Raw genomic sequence first — 17238 nt, forward strand, 5'->3', positions numbered from 1 at the left:
ATGGGTTCAAGCGTCCACCATCGTCAGGGCCGACTCCATGTCCACCGCCACGATGCGCGACACGCCCTGCTCCTGCATGGTCACGCCGATCAGTTGCTCGGCCATTTCCATCGCAATCTTGTTGTGGCTGATGAACAGGAACTGCGTGCCCTTGCTCATGCTGGACACCAGCTTGGCATAACGTTCGGTGTTGGCGTCGTCCAGCGGCGCATCCACCTCGTCCAGCAGGCAGAACGGCGCGGGATTGAGCTGGAAGATGGCGAACACCAGCGCGATGGCCGTGAGGGCCTTTTCGCCCCCCGACAACAGGTGAATGGTCTGGTTCTTCTTGCCGGGCGGCTGCGCCATCACCTGCACGCCGGAGTCGAGAATTTCGTCGCCCGTGATGATGAGCTTGGCCTGGCCGCCCCCGAACAGCTCGGGGAACATGCGGCCAAAGTGCGCGTTCACGGTGTCGAAGGTTCCGGAGAGCAACTGGCGCGTTTCGCCGTCGATCTTGCGGATCGCGTCTTCCAGCGTGTTCATGGCCTCGGTCAGGTCGGCGGTCTGCGCATCGAGGAAGATCTTGCGCTCGCTGGCGAGCTTCAGTTCATCCAACGCAGCCAAGTTGACCGCGCCCAGGGCTGCGATCTCGCGGTGCAGGCGGTCGATTTCGCCTTGCAGTCCGCCCATGCGCACATTGCCGTCGGTGATCGACTGGGCCACGGCTTCGAGGTCGGCTTGTGCGTCGGCCAGCAGGGTGGTGTACTGCTCCAGGCCCAGGCGCGCGGCCTGTTCCTTGAGCTGGAACTCGGTGATGCGCGCGCGCAGCGGGTCGAGCGCGCGTTCGAGCTGCATGCGGCGTTCATCGCTGGCGCGCAGCTTGGTGGTGAGGTCGTCGTATTCGCTGCGCTGGGCACCAAGGGCCTTTTCGCGCTCCATCTTCAGCTCCAGCGCTGCCTGGAGCCCACCTTGCGCGGCGGCGTCAGACAGGCGGGCGAGTTCGTCACGCGCACGCTGCTCCTCGTCGGCCAGGGCCTTGGCCTGCTGGGTGGCGGTTTCGATGGAGCGATTGAGTTCGGCGCGGCGCGCCTCCAGGCTGCGCTGCGAGAACGTGGCTTCTTGCGCCTGGCGCTCCAGCGCGCGCTGCTGTTCGCGGCAGGCGGTGAGCCTGCGCTCCGCCTCGATGACCTTGTCGCCCAGCTGGGCCTCGCGCTCCTGGCTGTCGGCCAGTTGCATGTCCAGCTCTTCAAAGCGGGCCTCGGCGGCGACTCGGCGTTCCTGCAGGTCGGCCAGCTGGGCCTCGACCTCGGCCAGGTCGCCGTCGATCTGCTGGCTGCGCGCGCGGGTTTGTTCAGCGAGCTGGGTCAGGCGCAGGGTTTCAACCTGCAGCTCGTGGGCGCGGCTCTGGGTTTCAGTGGCTTCGCGGCGGGCGGCCACCAAGCGCTGGGAGGCATCGGCATACGCGGCCTCGGCGCGGACCAGGGCGGTGCGCGATTCTTCGGCGATGAGCGCTTGCGCGCGCAGCTCTTTTTCGAGGTGCTCGATCTCCTGCGCGCGGGCCAGCATGCCCGACTGCTCGGAGTCCTGCGCATAAAAGCTCACGCTGTGGGCGCTGACCGCATGGCCGGTAGGAACAAACACCATCTCCCCAGGTTGCAGCGTGCTGCGGCGGGCCAGAGCGTCGTCCAGGGTGGGCGCGGTGTAGCAGCCTTGCAGCCAGTCCACCAACACGGCCCGCAGGCCCGCGTCGTTCAAGCGCAGCAGGTCGGACAGGCGGGCGTGGGGGGACGATGTTTCGGGGTGGCCCGCCGCAGGGGCGCTGTAGAAAGCCAGGCGTGCGGGCGGCGCATCGTTGCCGCCGGAGCCGAGGAAGCCGCGCACCATGTCCAGGCGCCCTACTTCCAGCGCAGCCAGGCGCTCGCGCAGGGCAGCTTCCAGCGCGTTTTCCCAGCCGGGCTCGATGTGGATGCGGCTCCACAGGCCTTGCAGGCCGTCGAGGCCATGTTTGGCGAGCCAGGGGCGCAGCTTGCCGTCGGTCTTGACCTTTTCCTGCAGCGCCTTGAGCGCCTCCATGCGGGCCGACAGCTCGGCCTGGCGGGCGCTCTCGCTGTTCACGGCCTGCTGGCGCGCGCGGCGGTCGTCGTCCAGTTGGGGCACAGACTCCTGCAACTCGTGCAGGCGGGCTGCGGTGGTTTCGGCAATCTCTTGCGCTTCTTCGAGTTGCTCGCGCAGGTTGTCGAGGCGGGCTTCGTCGGGTGCGGCCAGCGCGTTGCGGTCGGTGCGCAGGCGCTCAAAGCGGGCGTCGAGCTGGCGGCTTTGCTCGTCAAAACTGCGCTGCTCGGCGGCCAGCACGCCGATCTGCTGCTGCACCTGCACCACGCTGCTGCGCTGCTCTGCCGTGCGGCTTTGGGCCTGGCGCAGGGCTTCTTCCAGATCAGGCATTTGCATGGCCTGCTCTTCCACCTGGGCAGCGAGCAGTTCGGCGCGCTCTTCGGCGTCCACACCCGCGCCAGCCAGGTTTTCCAGCTCGATGTCGGCCTCTTCCTTGCGGGCCTGCCACTGGGCGATCTGCTCGGCCAGCTGCACCAGGCGCTGTTCCACACGCTGGCGGCCTTCCACCACGTAGCGGATCTCGGCTTCGAGCTTGCCGACTTCGGCCGTGGCCTCGTACAGCTTGCCCTGGGCCTGGTTGACCTGGTCGCCCGCAGCGTAGTGGGCCTGGCGGATGGTTTCAAGGTCGGACTCAACCGCGCGCAGGTCGGCCATGCGCGATTCGAGGTCGTTCACAGCCTGCAGGCCATCCAGGCGCACCTTGTTCTGCTGCTCCTCCGCCTCGGCCCGCTTCAAGAACCACAGCTGGTGCTGCTTGAGTGTGGCGTCGGAGTTGAGCGCGTTGTATTTGGCAGCCACCTCGGCCTGTTTTTCGAGCTTTTCGAGGTTGGCGTTCAGCTCGCGCAGGATGTCTTCGACCCGCGTGAGGTTCTCGCGCGTGTCCGACAGACGGTTTTCGGTCTCGCGGCGACGCTCCTTGTACTTGGAGACGCCTGCAGCCTCTTCGAGGAACAGGCGCAGTTCCTCAGGGCGGCTTTCGATGATGCGGCTGATGGTGCCCTGGCCGATGATGGCGTAGGCGCGTGGGCCCAGGCCGGTGCCCAGGAACACGTCCTGCACGTCGCGGCGGCGAACGGGCTGGTTGTTCAGAAAATAGCTGCTGGTGCCGTCACGCGTGAGCACGCGGCGCACGGCCACCTCGCCGTATTGGCCCCACTGGCCGCCTGCGCGGTGGTCGGAGTTGTCGAACACCAGCTCCACGCTGGCACGGCTGGCCTGCTTGCGGGTGGTGGTGCCGCTGAAGATCACGTCCTGCATGGACTCGCCACGCAGCTCGCTGGCCTTGCTCTCGCCCAGCACCCAGCGCACCGCGTCCATGATGTTGGACTTGCCGCAGCCGTTCGGGCCCACCACGCCCACCAGTTGGCCGGGCAGCATGAAGTTGGTGGGTTCAGCGAACGACTTGAAACCGGAAAGCTTGATGGAGGTAAGACGCACGGGTCAGGGGGCGGGCAAAAATGGGAGAAGCGGGGATGGGAAGCTGCGCCGGACGGGCGTTCCGGCGGGGAACTCGCTGGCGGCAGCCACGGCGGAATGATACCGCGCCGCCTGCGTGCCCCCCTGCTCTGGCGGCTTGGGGCGGCTCCCTAAGCTGTGTATTGCGGAAACATTTGGTTAAAACAGGCCTTCCCGCGCATCCAGCATGACTCTACAGCTATCAATTTTGAACAACCCAACCCAGCTGGATCACCCGGCAAACAGCGCCTGGAAAGCCCCTGCCCCGCCCGGCGTTCAGGCCTGGGGCGGCAACCCGTCTACCGCATTGGTGCGGCGCACCAGGGCCTCGAACTCGGCCGCGGGCAGCGGGGGGCTCAGCAGGTAGCCCTGCCAGGCATGGCAGTTGTGCCGCTCCAGAAACTCGCGCTGCGCCTCGGTTTCCACCCCTTCGGCGATCACGCGCAGGCCCAGGCTGGTGCCCAGGGCCACCACGGTGCGGGCAATGGCAGCGTCGTTGGGGTCGGTGAGCACGTCGCGCACGAAGCTCTGGTCGATCTTGAGCTGGTCGAGCGGCAGGCGCTTGAGGTAGCTCAGTGACGAGTACCCGGTGCCAAAGTCGTCAAGCGAAAAGCCCACACCGTAGCCCTTGAGCTGGCCCATCTTGTCGATGGTGTCTTCCACATCTTCCAGCAGCAGGCCTTCGGTCATCTCCAGCTTGAGCTGGCGGCCATCGACCCCGGCACCGGCCAGGGCGGCGAGCACCTGAGCCACAAAGCCGCTCTGGTGGAACTGGCGCGGGCTCACGTTGACGGCCAGGCTCAGGGGCGCCAGTGCGGGCTGCAGCGCCCACGACGCCAAGCACTGGCAGGCGGTCTTCAGCACCCATTCGCCCAGCGGCAGGATGAGCCCAGTCTCCTCGGCCAGCGGGATGAAATGGGCGGGCGACACAAACCCGTCACGCGGGTGGCGCCAGCGCAGCAGGGCCTCGGCGCCGATGATGCGGCCATGGTCGATCTGAGGCTGGTAGTACAGCTCGAACTGCCCCTGGGCCAGGCCCGTGCGCATGTCCAGCTCCAGCGCGGCCCGCGCGCTCACGGCGGCCTGCATTCTGGGGTCGTAGAAGCGCAGGGTGTCACGGCCCGCGTCCTTGGCCTGGTAGAGCGCCAGGTCTGCGCGCTTGAGCAGCTCGTCCGCCGTCTCGCGCATGCCGCTGAACACCGCCACGCCCATGCTCAGCGAGCTGTGGTGCGTGTCGCCATCGAGCAGGTAGGGCTCGCGCAGCACGGCCAGGATGCGCTGGCCCACCTCTTCGCCGCGTGCCGCCGCCTCTTCGGGGCTGGCGCCCAGGTCTTCCAGCACCACCACAAACTCGTCGCCGCCCTGGCGGGCCACGGTGTCGTCTTCATGCACGCAGCCGCGCAGGCGGTGCGCCACCTGCAACAGCAGGGTGTCGCCCCGGTCGTGGCCCCGGGTTTCATTGAGGGTCTTGAAGTTGTCCAGGTCCAGCATCAAAAGCGCACCGCTGCGGTGGTGGCGCGCGCTGGTGGCCAGTGCCTGCTGCAGCCGGTCCATCAGCAGGCGCCGGTTGGGCAGGCGGGTGAGCGGGTCGTAGTACGCCAGGGTGTTGATCTCTTCCTCGGCCGCCTTGTGCTGGCTCAGGTCCTGCATGGTGATGAGGCGCCCGCCATCGACAAAGATGCCGGAGATCTCAACCGGCTTGAGCTTGCCGTCGGCGCACCGGATGGTGTATTCGGCGGCGGGGATCACGCCCTGGTTTTTGGCCTCGATCAGCTTTTGCCGGGTGGCATCGCGCTCCACCGCGTCCGGGTAGGCGCGCTGCCACCAGGTGTCCACATCGGGGACTTCTTCCTGTGTGTAGCCGCAGATCTGCACGTAGCGCTCGTTGCGGAAGCTGATGAGGCCATCGTCCTGCACCAGGCACAGGCCCATGGGCAGGCGCTCCAGGATGCTGCGCAGGCGCTGCTCGTTGGCGCGCAGGGTTTCTTCCATGCGCTTGCGGGAGGTGATGTCCTGCACCACGGCAATGTGGTGGCCGGTGAACCACATCGACGACACAGTGAGGTCGCCCCAGACCACATGCCCGTCCTTGTGGATGTAGCGTTTTTCGGTCCGGTACTCGGGCAGTTCGCCGCTCTTGAGGCGCCGCACCTGAGCCATGTCGGCGGCCAGGTCGTCGGGGTGGGTGAGGCTCTGGAAGGTCTTGCCCACCAGCTCCTGCACACTGTAGCCCAGGATGTCGGCATGCCGCTGGTTGGCGCGCAGGAACTGTCCGGTGTCGGAATCCACCTGCGCCACCCCTACGGTGGCCTGGTTGAACAGGGCACCAAACCGCTCTTCGCTTTCGCGCCGCGCGTCGTCCGAGACCTGGGCGCGCACCAGCGCCAGGGTGCGCTGGCGCACCAGCAGCCCCACCGTGGACGCGGCCAGCAGCGACACCAGCACACCAGCCAGCCCCGCCAGCAGCGGCAGCCGTGCCTCTTGCGGCGCCAGGAACGAGCGCGTGGGATAAAAGGTCAGCTGCCAGCGCCGGTCGTGCGCCACCAGGTCGCGCACCAGTGGCCGCGCGCCGGGCAGGCCGGGCGATGTCTGCTCCAGCAGCGGGCGCACCTTGGTGTCGCGGGCGTCCGTGCGCACCGGGCCCTGGTCGGTCATGGCCACGGCGATGCCGTTCAGAAAGCCCTGGCTGCCGAGGCCCTGCACCAAGTCGTACACCCGCAGGGTAGAGGCCACGGCCCCCACAAACCGCTGCTCGGCAGTGCCCGCCGTGGGGTCGAACACCGGCACGCGGATCACGATGCCCTGGCGGTATTTTTCTTCCTGGATCAGGTCGAACGGCGCCGACACCACGGTCTGGCCGCTGTCGCGGCTGTAGCGCATGGCCGCCAGATTGGTGGGCTGGGCGCTGATGTCCAGGCCCAGCACCCCTTCGTTGCCCACCATGGGCCAGAGGTACTCGGCCACAAAGTATTCGGCACGCTCACCCGGCGGGTGGATGCGGAAGTTGGGGAAGCCATCGGGCGAGAGCGAGGTGTCCACCCGCACGCGGGCCTCGTAGGCTTCGCGTTCCGGGCCTGGCACCCAGCGGGTGAACGACAGGTTGCGCACCCCCGGGTAACGTTGGCCCACTTCCATCTCGCTGGCGGCGCGCTCGAAGTCCAGCCGCGACAGATGGGGGTTGGCGGTGAACAGGCCCCGCAGGCCGTTGACCACCTCAGTGTGCCCGGTGATGCGCTGGCCCAGCGCATCGGAAAAAGCCCGCGCCTCCTGCACAAACCGCGCTTCGTCAATTTGTGCCATCGAATCCGCCTGGTGTGCTCCCAGCCACAGGCTGAGGCACAGCCCCAGCACGGCCACGCCCAGGCCAGACCACCAGTGCCTGTAGCGGCCCGGCGCAAGCGGGCCGGCCGGGAGGGGGGAACTCGGGGGGAGAGTCAGACGAATGCCTCAGCCGGGGAGCAGGTTGGTGGGAAGCCAGCCAGGCAACAAGTCGGCCAGCCAGAGCGGGATGGACGCAGGATAGCGGCAAACCCGGCCCAGCGGCACCAACATTTTGTTACCGCGCAACATTCAATGAAAAAATGCCGTCTCCGCAACACTGTCATGCTTTGCAAGCTATGAAATGATGAGCGCATTTCATGACCGGTGGGTCGCAGCCACCGGATATGGGGCAAAACGGCTGTGGTTCTCATTCACATCCAGCGCCCGCCCAATGGGCGGGAAGGCGCGCTGCGGGCAGGCGTCCCGCTCGCACACCTTGCAACCCATGCCGATGGGCACGGCCGCATCGGGGTTGGCGAGATGGAGCCCGCGTGAGTACACCAGTTGCGGCGCATGCCGGATATCGCAGCCCAGCGCCACCGAGAACTCCTTGCCCGGCACGCCCCACCCGCCCCCGCTGCGCGACACGGTGCGCGCCACCCACAGGTAGGCGCGGCCATCGGGCATGCGTGCCACCTGCGGCACGATGCGGCCCGGCTGTGCGAAGGCCTCGTACACATTCCACAGCGGGCAGGAGCCACCGATCTTGCTGAAGTGAAAGTGTGTGGCCGACTGCCGCTTGCTGATGTTGCCCGCGCGGTCCACCCGGATGAAGAAGAACGGCACGCCGCGCGCACTGGGCCGCTGCAGCGTGGACAGGCGGTGGCACACGGTCTCGAAGCCCACACCAAACTGCTGGCCCAGTCGGTCGATGTCGTAGTGCGCCGCTTCGGCCGCCCGCAGAAAGGCCGTGTAGGGCAACACCAGCGCCCCCGCAAAGTAGTTGGCCAGACCAATGCGCGCCAGCGCCCGGGCCTGGTCGCTGGACAACCCGGCGCTGTCGGCCAAGCGCTGCAGCTCGGCGCCCTGCTCCAGAAACGCCAGCTGCGTCGCCATCTGAAACGCGCGCTGCCCGCGCTCCAGCCCCGCCGCCAGCTGCAGCAGCCCGGCCTCGGCCTGGAACACGCGCTGCGCCTGCCCCGGCAGGTCGGCCACATCCACCACCCTCACGCCGTGGGCGGCCAGCAGGCGTTGGGCCAGCGCCTCATCGGCCCGGCCGGGCAGCAGGCCCCATTCAGCGGCACAGCGTTCGGCAGCATCGTCCAGCTCGGCAATGTGGTTCTGGCGCGCAAAGAAGAAGTCACGCACTTCTTCATAGGCCATGGGTGGGTGCGGGGCCAACACGCCCTCGCCGCTGCGGTCGTTGCCCAGGGCCGCCAGCCGCTCCAGCGCCTGGCGGTGCCGCTGGTGCAGCGCCAGCAGCGTGCGCGCCACGGCGGGCATGCCTGCGGCCAGCTCGCGGATCTCGGCCAGGGACACGGCATCGCCAGCGCCGTCTCCGGCCAGGCCCGCAGGCAGGTCCGCCAGCACCTCGCGCAGGCCGGTGATGAGGCGCGCCTCGTCGTCATCCGAAAAGCGCTGCACATCTACACCGAACACGGCATTGATCTTGAGCAGCACGGGCACCGTGAGCGGGCGCTGGTTTTGCTCCAGCTGGTTGAGGTAGCTGGCCGACAGGTCCAGCGCCCGGGCCAGCGCCACCTGGGTCATGCCGCGCTCTTCGCGCAGGCGGCGCAAGCGCACACCCATGAAGGTTTTTTTCATTCCATCTTTCTCAGTGGTGCTTGGCAGCACCTTCAATATCATCCGCAATATTTGCAAACTGACTTATTTTTATTCGCAATCATTCACCAATTCAGGACTTACAGAGGGATGTCATTGTGCGTAAATTGCGAAGCATGACAACCCCTCAAGGCACCGTCGAGCTGACGGAAATCGTCTTCCCCGCCGAAGCCAACCACTACGGCACGCTGTTTGGCGGCAACGCCCTGCAGCTCATGGCCAAGGCGGCGTTTCTGGCAGCGCGCGGCGCCGCACAGCGCGATGTGGTGATGGCGGGCGTGACCGACGTGCGTTTTCTGGCCCCCGTGCCCGTGGGCCACGTGCTCACGCTGCGCGCCTGGGTCACCCGCGTCGGCCGCAGCTCGCTCACCGTGTGCGTGACCGGTCTGGCCGCCACGCTGGGCTCGCCCCAGGACGAAGTGCTGAAGGGGATTTTTGAAATGGTGGCGGTGGATGGCAAAGGCCGCCCCGCTGCCATCACCAACACATATGTAAACCAGGAGACCGCATGACTACCACCGTTGAAACCCCGGGCTTCAAGCCCAAGAAGTCCGTCGCGCTCTCGGGCGTGACGGCGGGCAACACCGCCCTCTGCACAGTAGGCCGCACGGGCAACGACCTGCACTACCGGGGCTACGACATCCTCGACATTGCCGAGGTCTGCGAGTTTGAAGAAATCGCCCACCTACTGGTACACGGCAAGCTGCCCACGCGCGCTGAACTGCGTGCCTACAAGTCCAAGCTCAAGGCCCTGCGCGGCCTGCCGATGAGTGTGAAGCAGGCGCTGGAGCAACTGCCCGCCGCCAGCCACCCCATGGACGTGATGCGCACGGGCGTCTCGGCCCTGGGCTGTGCGCTGCCTGAAAAGGACGACCACAACCTGCCGGGTGCGCGCGACATTGCCGATCGGTTGATGGCATCACTCGGTTCGATGCTGCTCTACTGGCACCACTGGGCCAGCTCGGGCCGCCGCATCGAGGTGGAGACCGATGACGACTCCATCGGCGCGCACTTCTTGCACCTGCTGCACGGCTCCAAGCCCAGCGCGGCGTGGGAACGCGCCATGCACACCTCGCTGAACCTGTATGCCGAGCATGAGTTCAACGCCAGCACCTTCACCGCCCGCGTGGTGGCAGGCACGGGCAGCGACATGTATTCGGCCATCACCGGCGCCATCGGCGCGCTGCGGGGCCCCAAGCATGGCGGCGCGAACGAGGTGGCTTTCGAGATCCAGAAACGCTACGACAGCCCGGACGAAGCCGAGGCCGACATCCGCCGCCGCGTGGAGGCCAAGGAGGTGGTCATTGGCTTCGGCCACCCGGTCTACACCGTGAGCGACCCGCGCAATGTGGTCATCAAAGGCGTTGCGCACAACTTGTCGCAAGAGGCTGGCAGCACCAAGATGTACGACATTGCCGAGCGGCTGGAGACCGTGATGTGGGAGGTGAAAAAGATGTTCCCCAACCTCGACTGGTTCAGCGCCGTGAGCTACCACATGATGGGTGTGCCTACCGCCATGTTCACTCCGCTGTTCGTCATCGCACGCACCAGCGGCTGGGCGGCGCACATCATCGAGCAGCGGCAGGACAACAAAATCATCCGGCCGAGTGCGAACTACACCGGGCCCGAAGACCTGGCGTTCGTACCAATCCAGGACCGCAAGTAAAACCAAACGGCCGAAGCCCCCTGCCCCACGCTCATGAACACTCTGTATCGCAAGAAGCTGCCCGGCACGCAGCTCGACTACTTTGATGCCCGAGAGGCCGTCGAAGCCCTGCAACCGGGCGCCTGGGCCACCCTGCCCTACACCGCCCGGGTCCACGCCGAAAACATCGTGCGCCGCGCCGACCCGGCCACCATCAACGACTGCCTGCGCCAGCTCGTCGAGCGGCGCAGCGACCGCGACTTCCCCTGGTACCCGGCGCGCGTGGTGTGCCACGACATCCTGGGTCAGACGGCGCTGGTGGATCTGGCGGGCCTGCGCGATGCGATTGCCAAGGAGGGCGGCGACCCGGCCCAGGTGAACCCCGTGGTGCCAGTGCAGCTCATCGTGGACCATTCCCTGGCCGTGGAGTGTGGCGGGTTCGACCCCGATGCCTTCGCCAAGAACCGCACCATCGAAGACCGCCGCAACGAAGACCGCTTCCACTTCATCGAGTGGACCAAAAAAGCCTTTGCCAATGTGGATGTGATCCCGGCGGGGAACGGGATCATGCACCAGATCAATCTGGAAAAAATGTCACCCGTGGTCCAAGCCGACCGGGGGGTGGCCTACCCCGACACCTGCGTGGGCACCGACAGCCACACCCCCCATGTGGATGCGCTGGGCGTGATCGCCATCGGCGTGGGCGGCCTGGAGGCCGAGAACGTGATGTTGGGGCGTGCATCGATGATGCGGCTGCCCGAAATCGTGGGCGTGCAACTGACCGGCCAGCGCCAGGACGGCATCACCGCCACCGATGTGGTGCTGGCGCTCACCGAGTTTCTGCGCAAGGCCAAGGTGGTGGGTGCGTACCTGGAGTTCTTTGGCGACGGTGCAAGCAAGCTCACGATTGGCGACCGCGCCACCATCTCGAACATGGCGCCCGAATACGGCGCCACGGCGGCCCTGTTCAGCATCGACGAACAGACGCTGGAGTATCTGACGCTGACGGGCCGCGAGGCGGAACAAGTGAAGCTGGTCGCGACCTATGCCAAGGCGGCGGGATTGTGGTCAGACACCCTCCAGGACGCTGTCTATGCGCGCAACCTGGTGTTCGACCTGTCGAGCGTGGTGCGCAACCTGGCCGGCCCCTCCAACCCCCACGCGCGTGTTGCCACGTCCGACCTGGCGGCCCAAGGCATCGCGGGCCCCTGGGCCATGCCCGCACCGCAGGACGGCACGATGCCCGATGGCGCCGTGGTCATTGCCGCCATCACCAGCTGCACCAACACCAGCAACCCGCGCAACGTGATCGCCGCCGCGCTGCTGGCGCGCAACGCCAACCGGCTGGGTCTCACGCGCAAGCCCTGGGTCAAGACCTCGCTGGCGCCCGGCTCCAAGGCGGTGGAGCTGTATCTGAAGGAAGCGGGCTTGCTGGCCGACCTGGAAAAGCTCGGCTTTGGCATCGTGGCCTTTGCCTGCACCACGTGCAACGGGATGAGTGGCGCGCTGGACCGTGCCATCCAGCAGGAGATCATTGACCGCGACCTCTACGCCACCGCCGTGCTCTCGGGCAACCGCAATTTCGACGGGCGCATCCACCCCTATGCCAAGCAGGCGTTTCTGGCCTCGCCCCCGCTGGTCGTGGCCTATGCAATTGCGGGCACGGTGCGTTTTGACATCGAAAAGGATGTGCTAGCGGTGGTGGACGGCCAGGCGATTCGCCTCAAAGACCTGTGGCCCAGCGATGCAGAAATCGACGCCGTGGTGAAGGTTGCCGTCAAACCCGCACAGTATCGCGCCGTGTACGAACCCATGTTCGCCATCCGGCCGGGCGATGGCGAGCGCGTCTCGCCGCAGTACGGCTGGCGAACACAGTCCACCTACATCCGCCGCCCGCCCTACTGGGACACCGAGGGCATCGGCGCGCTGGCCGCCCACCCGCGCACGTTGAAAGGCATGCGCCCACTGGCCATCCTGCCCGACAACATCACCACTGACCACCTCTCGCCGTCGAACGCAATCTTGCGGAACAGCGCAGCGGGCGAATACCTGGCCCACATGGGCGTGCCCGAGGAGGACTTCAACTCCTACGCCACGCACCGGGGCGACCACCTCACGGCCATGCGCGCCACGTTTGCCAACCCGCAGCTCGTCAACGAGATGGCCGTGGTGGATGGCCAAGTGAAAAAAGGCTCGCTCGCCCGCGTGGAGCCCGAAGGCCAAGTCATGCGCATGTGGGAGGCCATGGAAACCTATCTGAACCGCCGCCAGCCGCTCATCATCATTGCCGGTGCCGACTACGGCCAGGGGTCCAGCCGCGACTGGGCCGCCAAGGGCGTGCGGCTTGCCGGGGTGGAGGTGGTGGTGGCCGAGGGCTTTGAGCGCATCCACCGCACCAACCTGATTGGCATGGGGGTGTTGCCGCTGGAGTTTGAGGCGGGGGTCAACCGCATCACGCTGGGGCTGGATGGGACGGAGGTGTATGGCGTGGAGGGTGATCTGATGCCCGGTGCGACGGTGATGCTTGTTGTTCAACACAAGCTGGGTGAGGTGGTGAGAGTGCCCATGCGCTGTCGGCTGGACACTGCAGAGGAGGTTTCGGTGTACGCGGCGGGTGGTGTGCTGCAGCGTTTTGCGCAGGATTTTTTGGCGGCGCGGGCTGGGGTCGCCCCCTCTCCCCAACCCCTCTCCCGCGAGGGGAGAGGGGCTCGCGCACGATGACAATCGCTGCTATTTATCTTGCTCCCCTCGCCCCTTGTGGGAGAGGGGCCGGGGGAGAGGGGGCCTACCCATGGACCAACGCCAATTCACCAAAACCCTGCGCCAGAACATGACCGACGCCGAACAGCTGCTCTGGAGGCACCTGCGCGCCCACCGCATGGACGGCCAGAAGTTCCGCCGCCAACAACCCATCGGCCCCTATATCGTGGACTTTGTGCATTTCGGCCTGCGGCTGATCGTGGAAGCCGATGGCGGGCAGCATGTGGATTCGGAGCACGACGCTGCCCGCGACACCTGGCTGCACAGCCAGGGCTTCACCCTGCTGCGGTTTTGGAACAACGACATCCTGCACAACACGGATGCGGTGCTGGAAAGCATCTGGAATGCTGTGCGTGCGGGCACCCCCTCTCCCCCGGCCCCTCTCCCACAAGGGGCGAGGGGAGGAACACCATGAACAACCATCCTTCTCAAATCAAAATCCCTGCCACTTACATGCGTGGCGGCACCAGTAAAGGCGTGTTCTTCCAACTGCAGGACTTGCCCGCCCCCGCCCAACAACCCGGCCCCGCCCGCGACGCCCTGCTGCTGCGCGTACTGGGCAGCCCTGATCCGTACGGCAAGCAGATCGACGGCATGGGCAATGCGTCGTCGAGCACCAGCAAGGCCGTGATTCTGTCGCGCAGCACGCGGCCGGGCCACGACGTGGACTACCTGTTTGGCCAGGTATCCATCGACCAGCCCTTCGTGGACTGGAGCGGCAACTGCGGCAACCTGTCGGCCGCTGTGGGGCCGTGCGCCATTCACATGGGGCTGATCGATGCGGCGCGGATTCCGCAGGACGGCACCATCCCCATCCGCATCTGGCAGGCCAACATCGGCAAGACCATCGTGGCGCATGTGCCCATCAGCAACGGTCAGGTGCAGGAGACGGGCGACTTCGAGCTGGACGGCGTGACCTTTGCCGCCGCCGAGGTGGCGCTGGAGTTCATGGACCCGGCGGACGATGGCGATGATGGGGGAGCCATCTCGGCAGCGCCGGGCCGCCCCAAGCTGGCGAGGGCCCCCTCGGGGGGCAGCGAACCACACGCAGTGGGGAGCGTGGGGGCGTTGTTCCCGACGGGCAACGTGGTGGACACCTTGGAGGTGCCCGGGGTCGGCAGCTTCGCCGCCACGCTGATCAACGCGGGCATCCCCACCATCTTTCTCAATGCGCAAGAGCTGGGTTACACCGGCACCGAGCTGCAGCAGGCCATCAACGGCGATGCGGCGGCACTGGCGCGCTTCGAGACGATCCGTGCATACGGCGCCCTGCGCATGGGACTGATCCAGCACGTGAGCGAGGCCGCCACGCGCCAGCACACGCCCAAGATCGCGTTTGTCGCGCCACCGGCCAGCTACACGGCCTCCAGCGGCAAAGCCATTGACGCCAAAGACATCGACCTGCTAGTGCGCGCGCTCTCCATGGGCCAGCTGCACCACGCCATGATGGGCACGGCGGCCGTGGCCATTGGCACGGCCGCAGCCATCCCCGGCACGCTGGTCAACCTGGCAGCGGGCGGGGGCGTGCGCAGCAGCGTGCGGTTTGGCCACCCCTCGGGCACCCTGCGTGTGGGGGCCGAGGCAGTCCAGACCGACGGCCAGTGGACAGTGACCAAGGCCCTCATGAGCCGCAGCGCCCGCATCCTGATGGAAGGCTGGGTGCGTGTGCCCGGCGGTACTTTTTGATTTTTCTGGCCTCTTCCGCCCGTCCATCAAGACTTCATAGCTACAAAAACAATAGCAAATCAAATCCTTACAATTCATGAACACCAAACAACAACTCAAGGCCCTGGCCCACGCCCGCCGGGGTGTCATCGTGCCCGGCGCGTTCAACGCGCTTTCCGCCCGTGTCGTAGCCGACCAGGGCTTTGAAGCCATCTACATCACCGGCGCAGGCGTCACCAACATGTGGTTCGGCCTGCCCGACCAGGCCTTCATGGGCCTCACCGACATTGCAGACCACACTGCCCGCATCCGCGATGCGGTGGAGTTACCGCTCATCGTGGATGCCGACACGGGCTTTGGCAACGCACTCAACACCTACCACGCGGTGCGAACGCTGGAGCGCGCAGGTGCCGACTGCATCCAGCTCGAAGACCAGGTCAGCCCCAAGCGCTGCGGGCATTTCAACGGCAAGGAGGTGATCAGCACCGACGAGATGCTGGGCAAGATCAAAGCCGCCGTGGACGCTCGCCGCGAGGCAGGCACCCTCATCCTGGCACGCACGGATGCCTGCGCCACCCAGGGCTTTGAAGCGGCAGTGGAGCGCGCCCAGCGCTTTCAGGAGGCGGGTGCAGACATTCTGTTTGTGGAGGCCGTTACCACGCTGGAAGAGATCCGCGCCCTGCCCCAGCGTCTGGCCGCGCCCCAGCTGATGAACATGGTGATCGGCGGCAAGACGCCCATCACCAGTGCCGAAGAACTGGCCGGGCTGGGCTATGGCCTGGTGCTGTACGCCAACGCGGCGCTGCAGGGCGCGGTGGCTGGCATGCAAAAGGCACTGACCGTGCTGCGCGAGCAGCAACGCATCGACGAAGACCCGGCCCTGGTAGCGCCGTTTGCCGAGCGCCAGCGCCTGGTGCGCAAAACCGAGTGGGATGCGCTCGAAACCAAATACACCTGAAGGAGCCTTGTGTGTTTATGCACACAGCGCCGCACAAAGGCATTGGGCGCGGCACAATGGTCGCTCCATGCACTCTGCGCGCGCTGCCCAATGCACAGCATTCCTTCCCTGAACGTGGTGGACCTGATGCTCGATGCCGTCTGCCTCGTCAATGTGGACAGCTCCATCGTTTTTGTCAGCCCCGCATTCGAGCGCATTTTTGGCTACCACCCCAAAGAAGTGGTGGGCAAGCGCATGCTGGACATCGTGCACCCCGATGACCTTGCCATCACCCAGCGCCAGGCCAAGAGCGTGACCGAGGGCAACCTGCAGCTGCAGTTTGAGAACCGCTACCTACGCAAAGACGGCACCATTGCCCATATCCGCTGGACGGCGCGCTGGCTGCCCGAACAGCAGGTGCGGCTGGCCGTGGCGCACGACATCACCGAGCGCCGCCTCACCGAATCCATGCAGGCCGTGATCTACGCGATCTCCGAGGCCGCCCACACCACGCAGAACCTGCAGGCGCTGTTCCAGCACATCCACCAGATCATCGGGCGGCTGCTGCCCGCCACCAACTTTGCGGTGGCGCTGTACGACGCGCAGGCCGATTCGCTGAGTTTTCCCTACCACGTCAACGAATCACTGCCCGCCCCGCCCCCCATGGCGCTGGCGCAGGATGCGCTGTGTGCCGAGGTCATCCACAACGGCTGCACCTTGCTGCTGACCCCCGAGAACCGCACAGCCCATCCGCCACCCGCCCCGCAGCAGCGCCCGCCGCTGTACTGGCTGGGCGTGCCCCTGCAAACCCAGAAAGGCGCGATTGGCGCGCTGGTGCTGCAAAGCTACACCGAACAGGGCCGCTACACCGACAAGGACAAGGACCTGCTGCAGTTCGTCTCTACCCAGGTGGCCGCAGCCATCGAACGCAAGCAGATGCACGAGCGCCTGGAGCACATGGCGCAGTACGACCAGCTCACGCACCTGCCCAACCGCCAGCTGTTTCTGGACCGCCTCAAGACCGCCCTGGCCCGTGCACGGCGCGACCAGCGTCTGCTGTCGCTGCTGTTCATCGACCTGGACCGGTTCAAGGAGGTCAACGACACCCTGGGCCACGCCATGGGCGACCTGTTGCTGCAGCGGGTGGCGCAGCGTTTGCTTGAATGTGTGCGCGGCTCCGACACCGTGGCCCGCCTGGGGGGCGACGAATTTGTGGTGCTGCTCGAAAGTGGCCTGGCCCGCGACCACGCCACCACAGTGGCCGACAAGATCCTGTCGGCCTTTACGCAGCCGTTTGACCTGGAAGGCATTCGCCTGAACATCCAGCCCAGCATTGGCGTGGCCATCTACCCCGAACACGGGGGTGAAGAACACCACCTGCTCGGCCACGCCGACGAGGCCATGTACCAGTCGAAGAAAAGCGGCGGCAACCAGGTGCGTGTGGCACAGCAGGCAGAAACCCAGCCCCTCTGACCCAAGCCCTCCGGCAGGCAGGGCCAAGCCCCCGTGCGGCGGGTGTTCGCTGCACAATCCGGGCCGCAGCAAGCCCGGCGGCCCGCCCGCCCCTCCCCACAAGATT

The 17238-nt window shown here is 66.4% G+C and carries 10 protein-coding genes; 7 read left to right on the plus strand and 3 right to left on the minus strand.

Annotation, left to right across the window (positions count from 1 at the left end; translation table 11 throughout):
- Positions 1 to 6: 6 nt before the first annotated feature.
- The 3 genes from smc to ACYZGB_RS04020 form a co-directional block, all read right to left on the minus strand.
- The gene (smc, locus tag ACYZGB_RS04010; protein WP_462386922.1) at positions 7 to 3531 is read right to left on the minus strand and encodes a chromosome segregation protein SMC; all 3525 of its coding nucleotides are present in this window, start codon (positions 3529 to 3531) and stop codon (positions 7 to 9) included.
- Between the two features lie 294 nt (positions 3532 to 3825).
- Positions 3826 to 6849 carry a bifunctional diguanylate cyclase/phosphodiesterase gene (locus ACYZGB_RS04015; protein ID WP_462386924.1) on the minus strand — a complete coding sequence of 1008 codons (3024 nt, stop codon included), beginning with the start codon at positions 6847 to 6849 and terminating at the stop codon, positions 3826 to 3828.
- A 336-nt stretch (positions 6850 to 7185) separates the two neighbouring features.
- A complete protein-coding gene (locus tag ACYZGB_RS04020) occupies positions 7186 to 8634 on the minus strand; it encodes a short-chain fatty acyl-CoA regulator family protein (RefSeq protein WP_462386926.1) in 1449 nt (482 codons plus the stop codon).
- Between the two features lie 134 nt (positions 8635 to 8768).
- On the opposite strand from ACYZGB_RS04020, the gene ACYZGB_RS04025 reads away from it, so the two are divergent.
- The 7 genes from ACYZGB_RS04025 to ACYZGB_RS04055 all read left to right on the plus strand — a co-directional run bounded on the left by ACYZGB_RS04025 (position 8769) and on the right by ACYZGB_RS04055 (position 17132).
- Positions 8769 to 9164 carry an acyl-CoA thioesterase gene (locus tag ACYZGB_RS04025; RefSeq protein ID WP_218301151.1) on the plus strand — a complete coding sequence of 132 codons (396 nt, stop codon included), beginning with the start codon at positions 8769 to 8771 and terminating at the stop codon, positions 9162 to 9164.
- The gene (gene prpC, locus ACYZGB_RS04030; RefSeq protein WP_462386929.1) at positions 9161 to 10318 is read left to right on the plus strand and encodes a bifunctional 2-methylcitrate synthase/citrate synthase; all 1158 of its coding nucleotides are present in this window, start codon (positions 9161 to 9163) and stop codon (positions 10316 to 10318) included. Before ACYZGB_RS04025 ends, prpC begins: the two co-directional genes overlap by 4 nt.
- Before the next feature lie 33 nt (positions 10319 to 10351).
- Complete coding sequence (acnD, locus tag ACYZGB_RS04035) at positions 10352 to 13018, plus strand: Fe/S-dependent 2-methylisocitrate dehydratase AcnD (RefSeq protein ID WP_462386931.1); 2667 nt, start codon at positions 10352 to 10354, stop codon at positions 13016 to 13018.
- 70 nt (positions 13019 to 13088) lie between these two features.
- Entirely contained in the window at positions 13089 to 13472 is a 384-nt protein-coding gene (locus tag ACYZGB_RS04040; protein ID WP_462386933.1) for an endonuclease domain-containing protein, read from the plus strand.
- Positions 13469 to 14743, plus strand: coding sequence for a PrpF domain-containing protein (locus ACYZGB_RS04045; RefSeq protein ID WP_462386935.1), 1275 nt, complete (start codon positions 13469 to 13471; stop codon positions 14741 to 14743). The genes ACYZGB_RS04040 and ACYZGB_RS04045 overlap by 4 nt, the downstream gene beginning before the upstream one ends.
- A gap of 76 nt (positions 14744 to 14819) precedes the next feature.
- Positions 14820 to 15680 carry an isocitrate lyase/PEP mutase family protein gene (locus ACYZGB_RS04050; RefSeq protein ID WP_462386936.1) on the plus strand — a complete coding sequence of 287 codons (861 nt, stop codon included), beginning with the start codon at positions 14820 to 14822 and terminating at the stop codon, positions 15678 to 15680.
- A gap of 90 nt (positions 15681 to 15770) precedes the next feature.
- On the plus strand, positions 15771 to 17132 hold the full coding sequence (locus tag ACYZGB_RS04055; RefSeq protein WP_462386937.1) for a sensor domain-containing protein: 1362 nt from the start codon (positions 15771 to 15773) through the stop codon (positions 17130 to 17132).
- The last annotated feature ends 106 nt before the right edge of the window (positions 17133 to 17238 follow it).

It is taken from the genome of Acidovorax sp. Q11 (assembly GCF_054950075.1).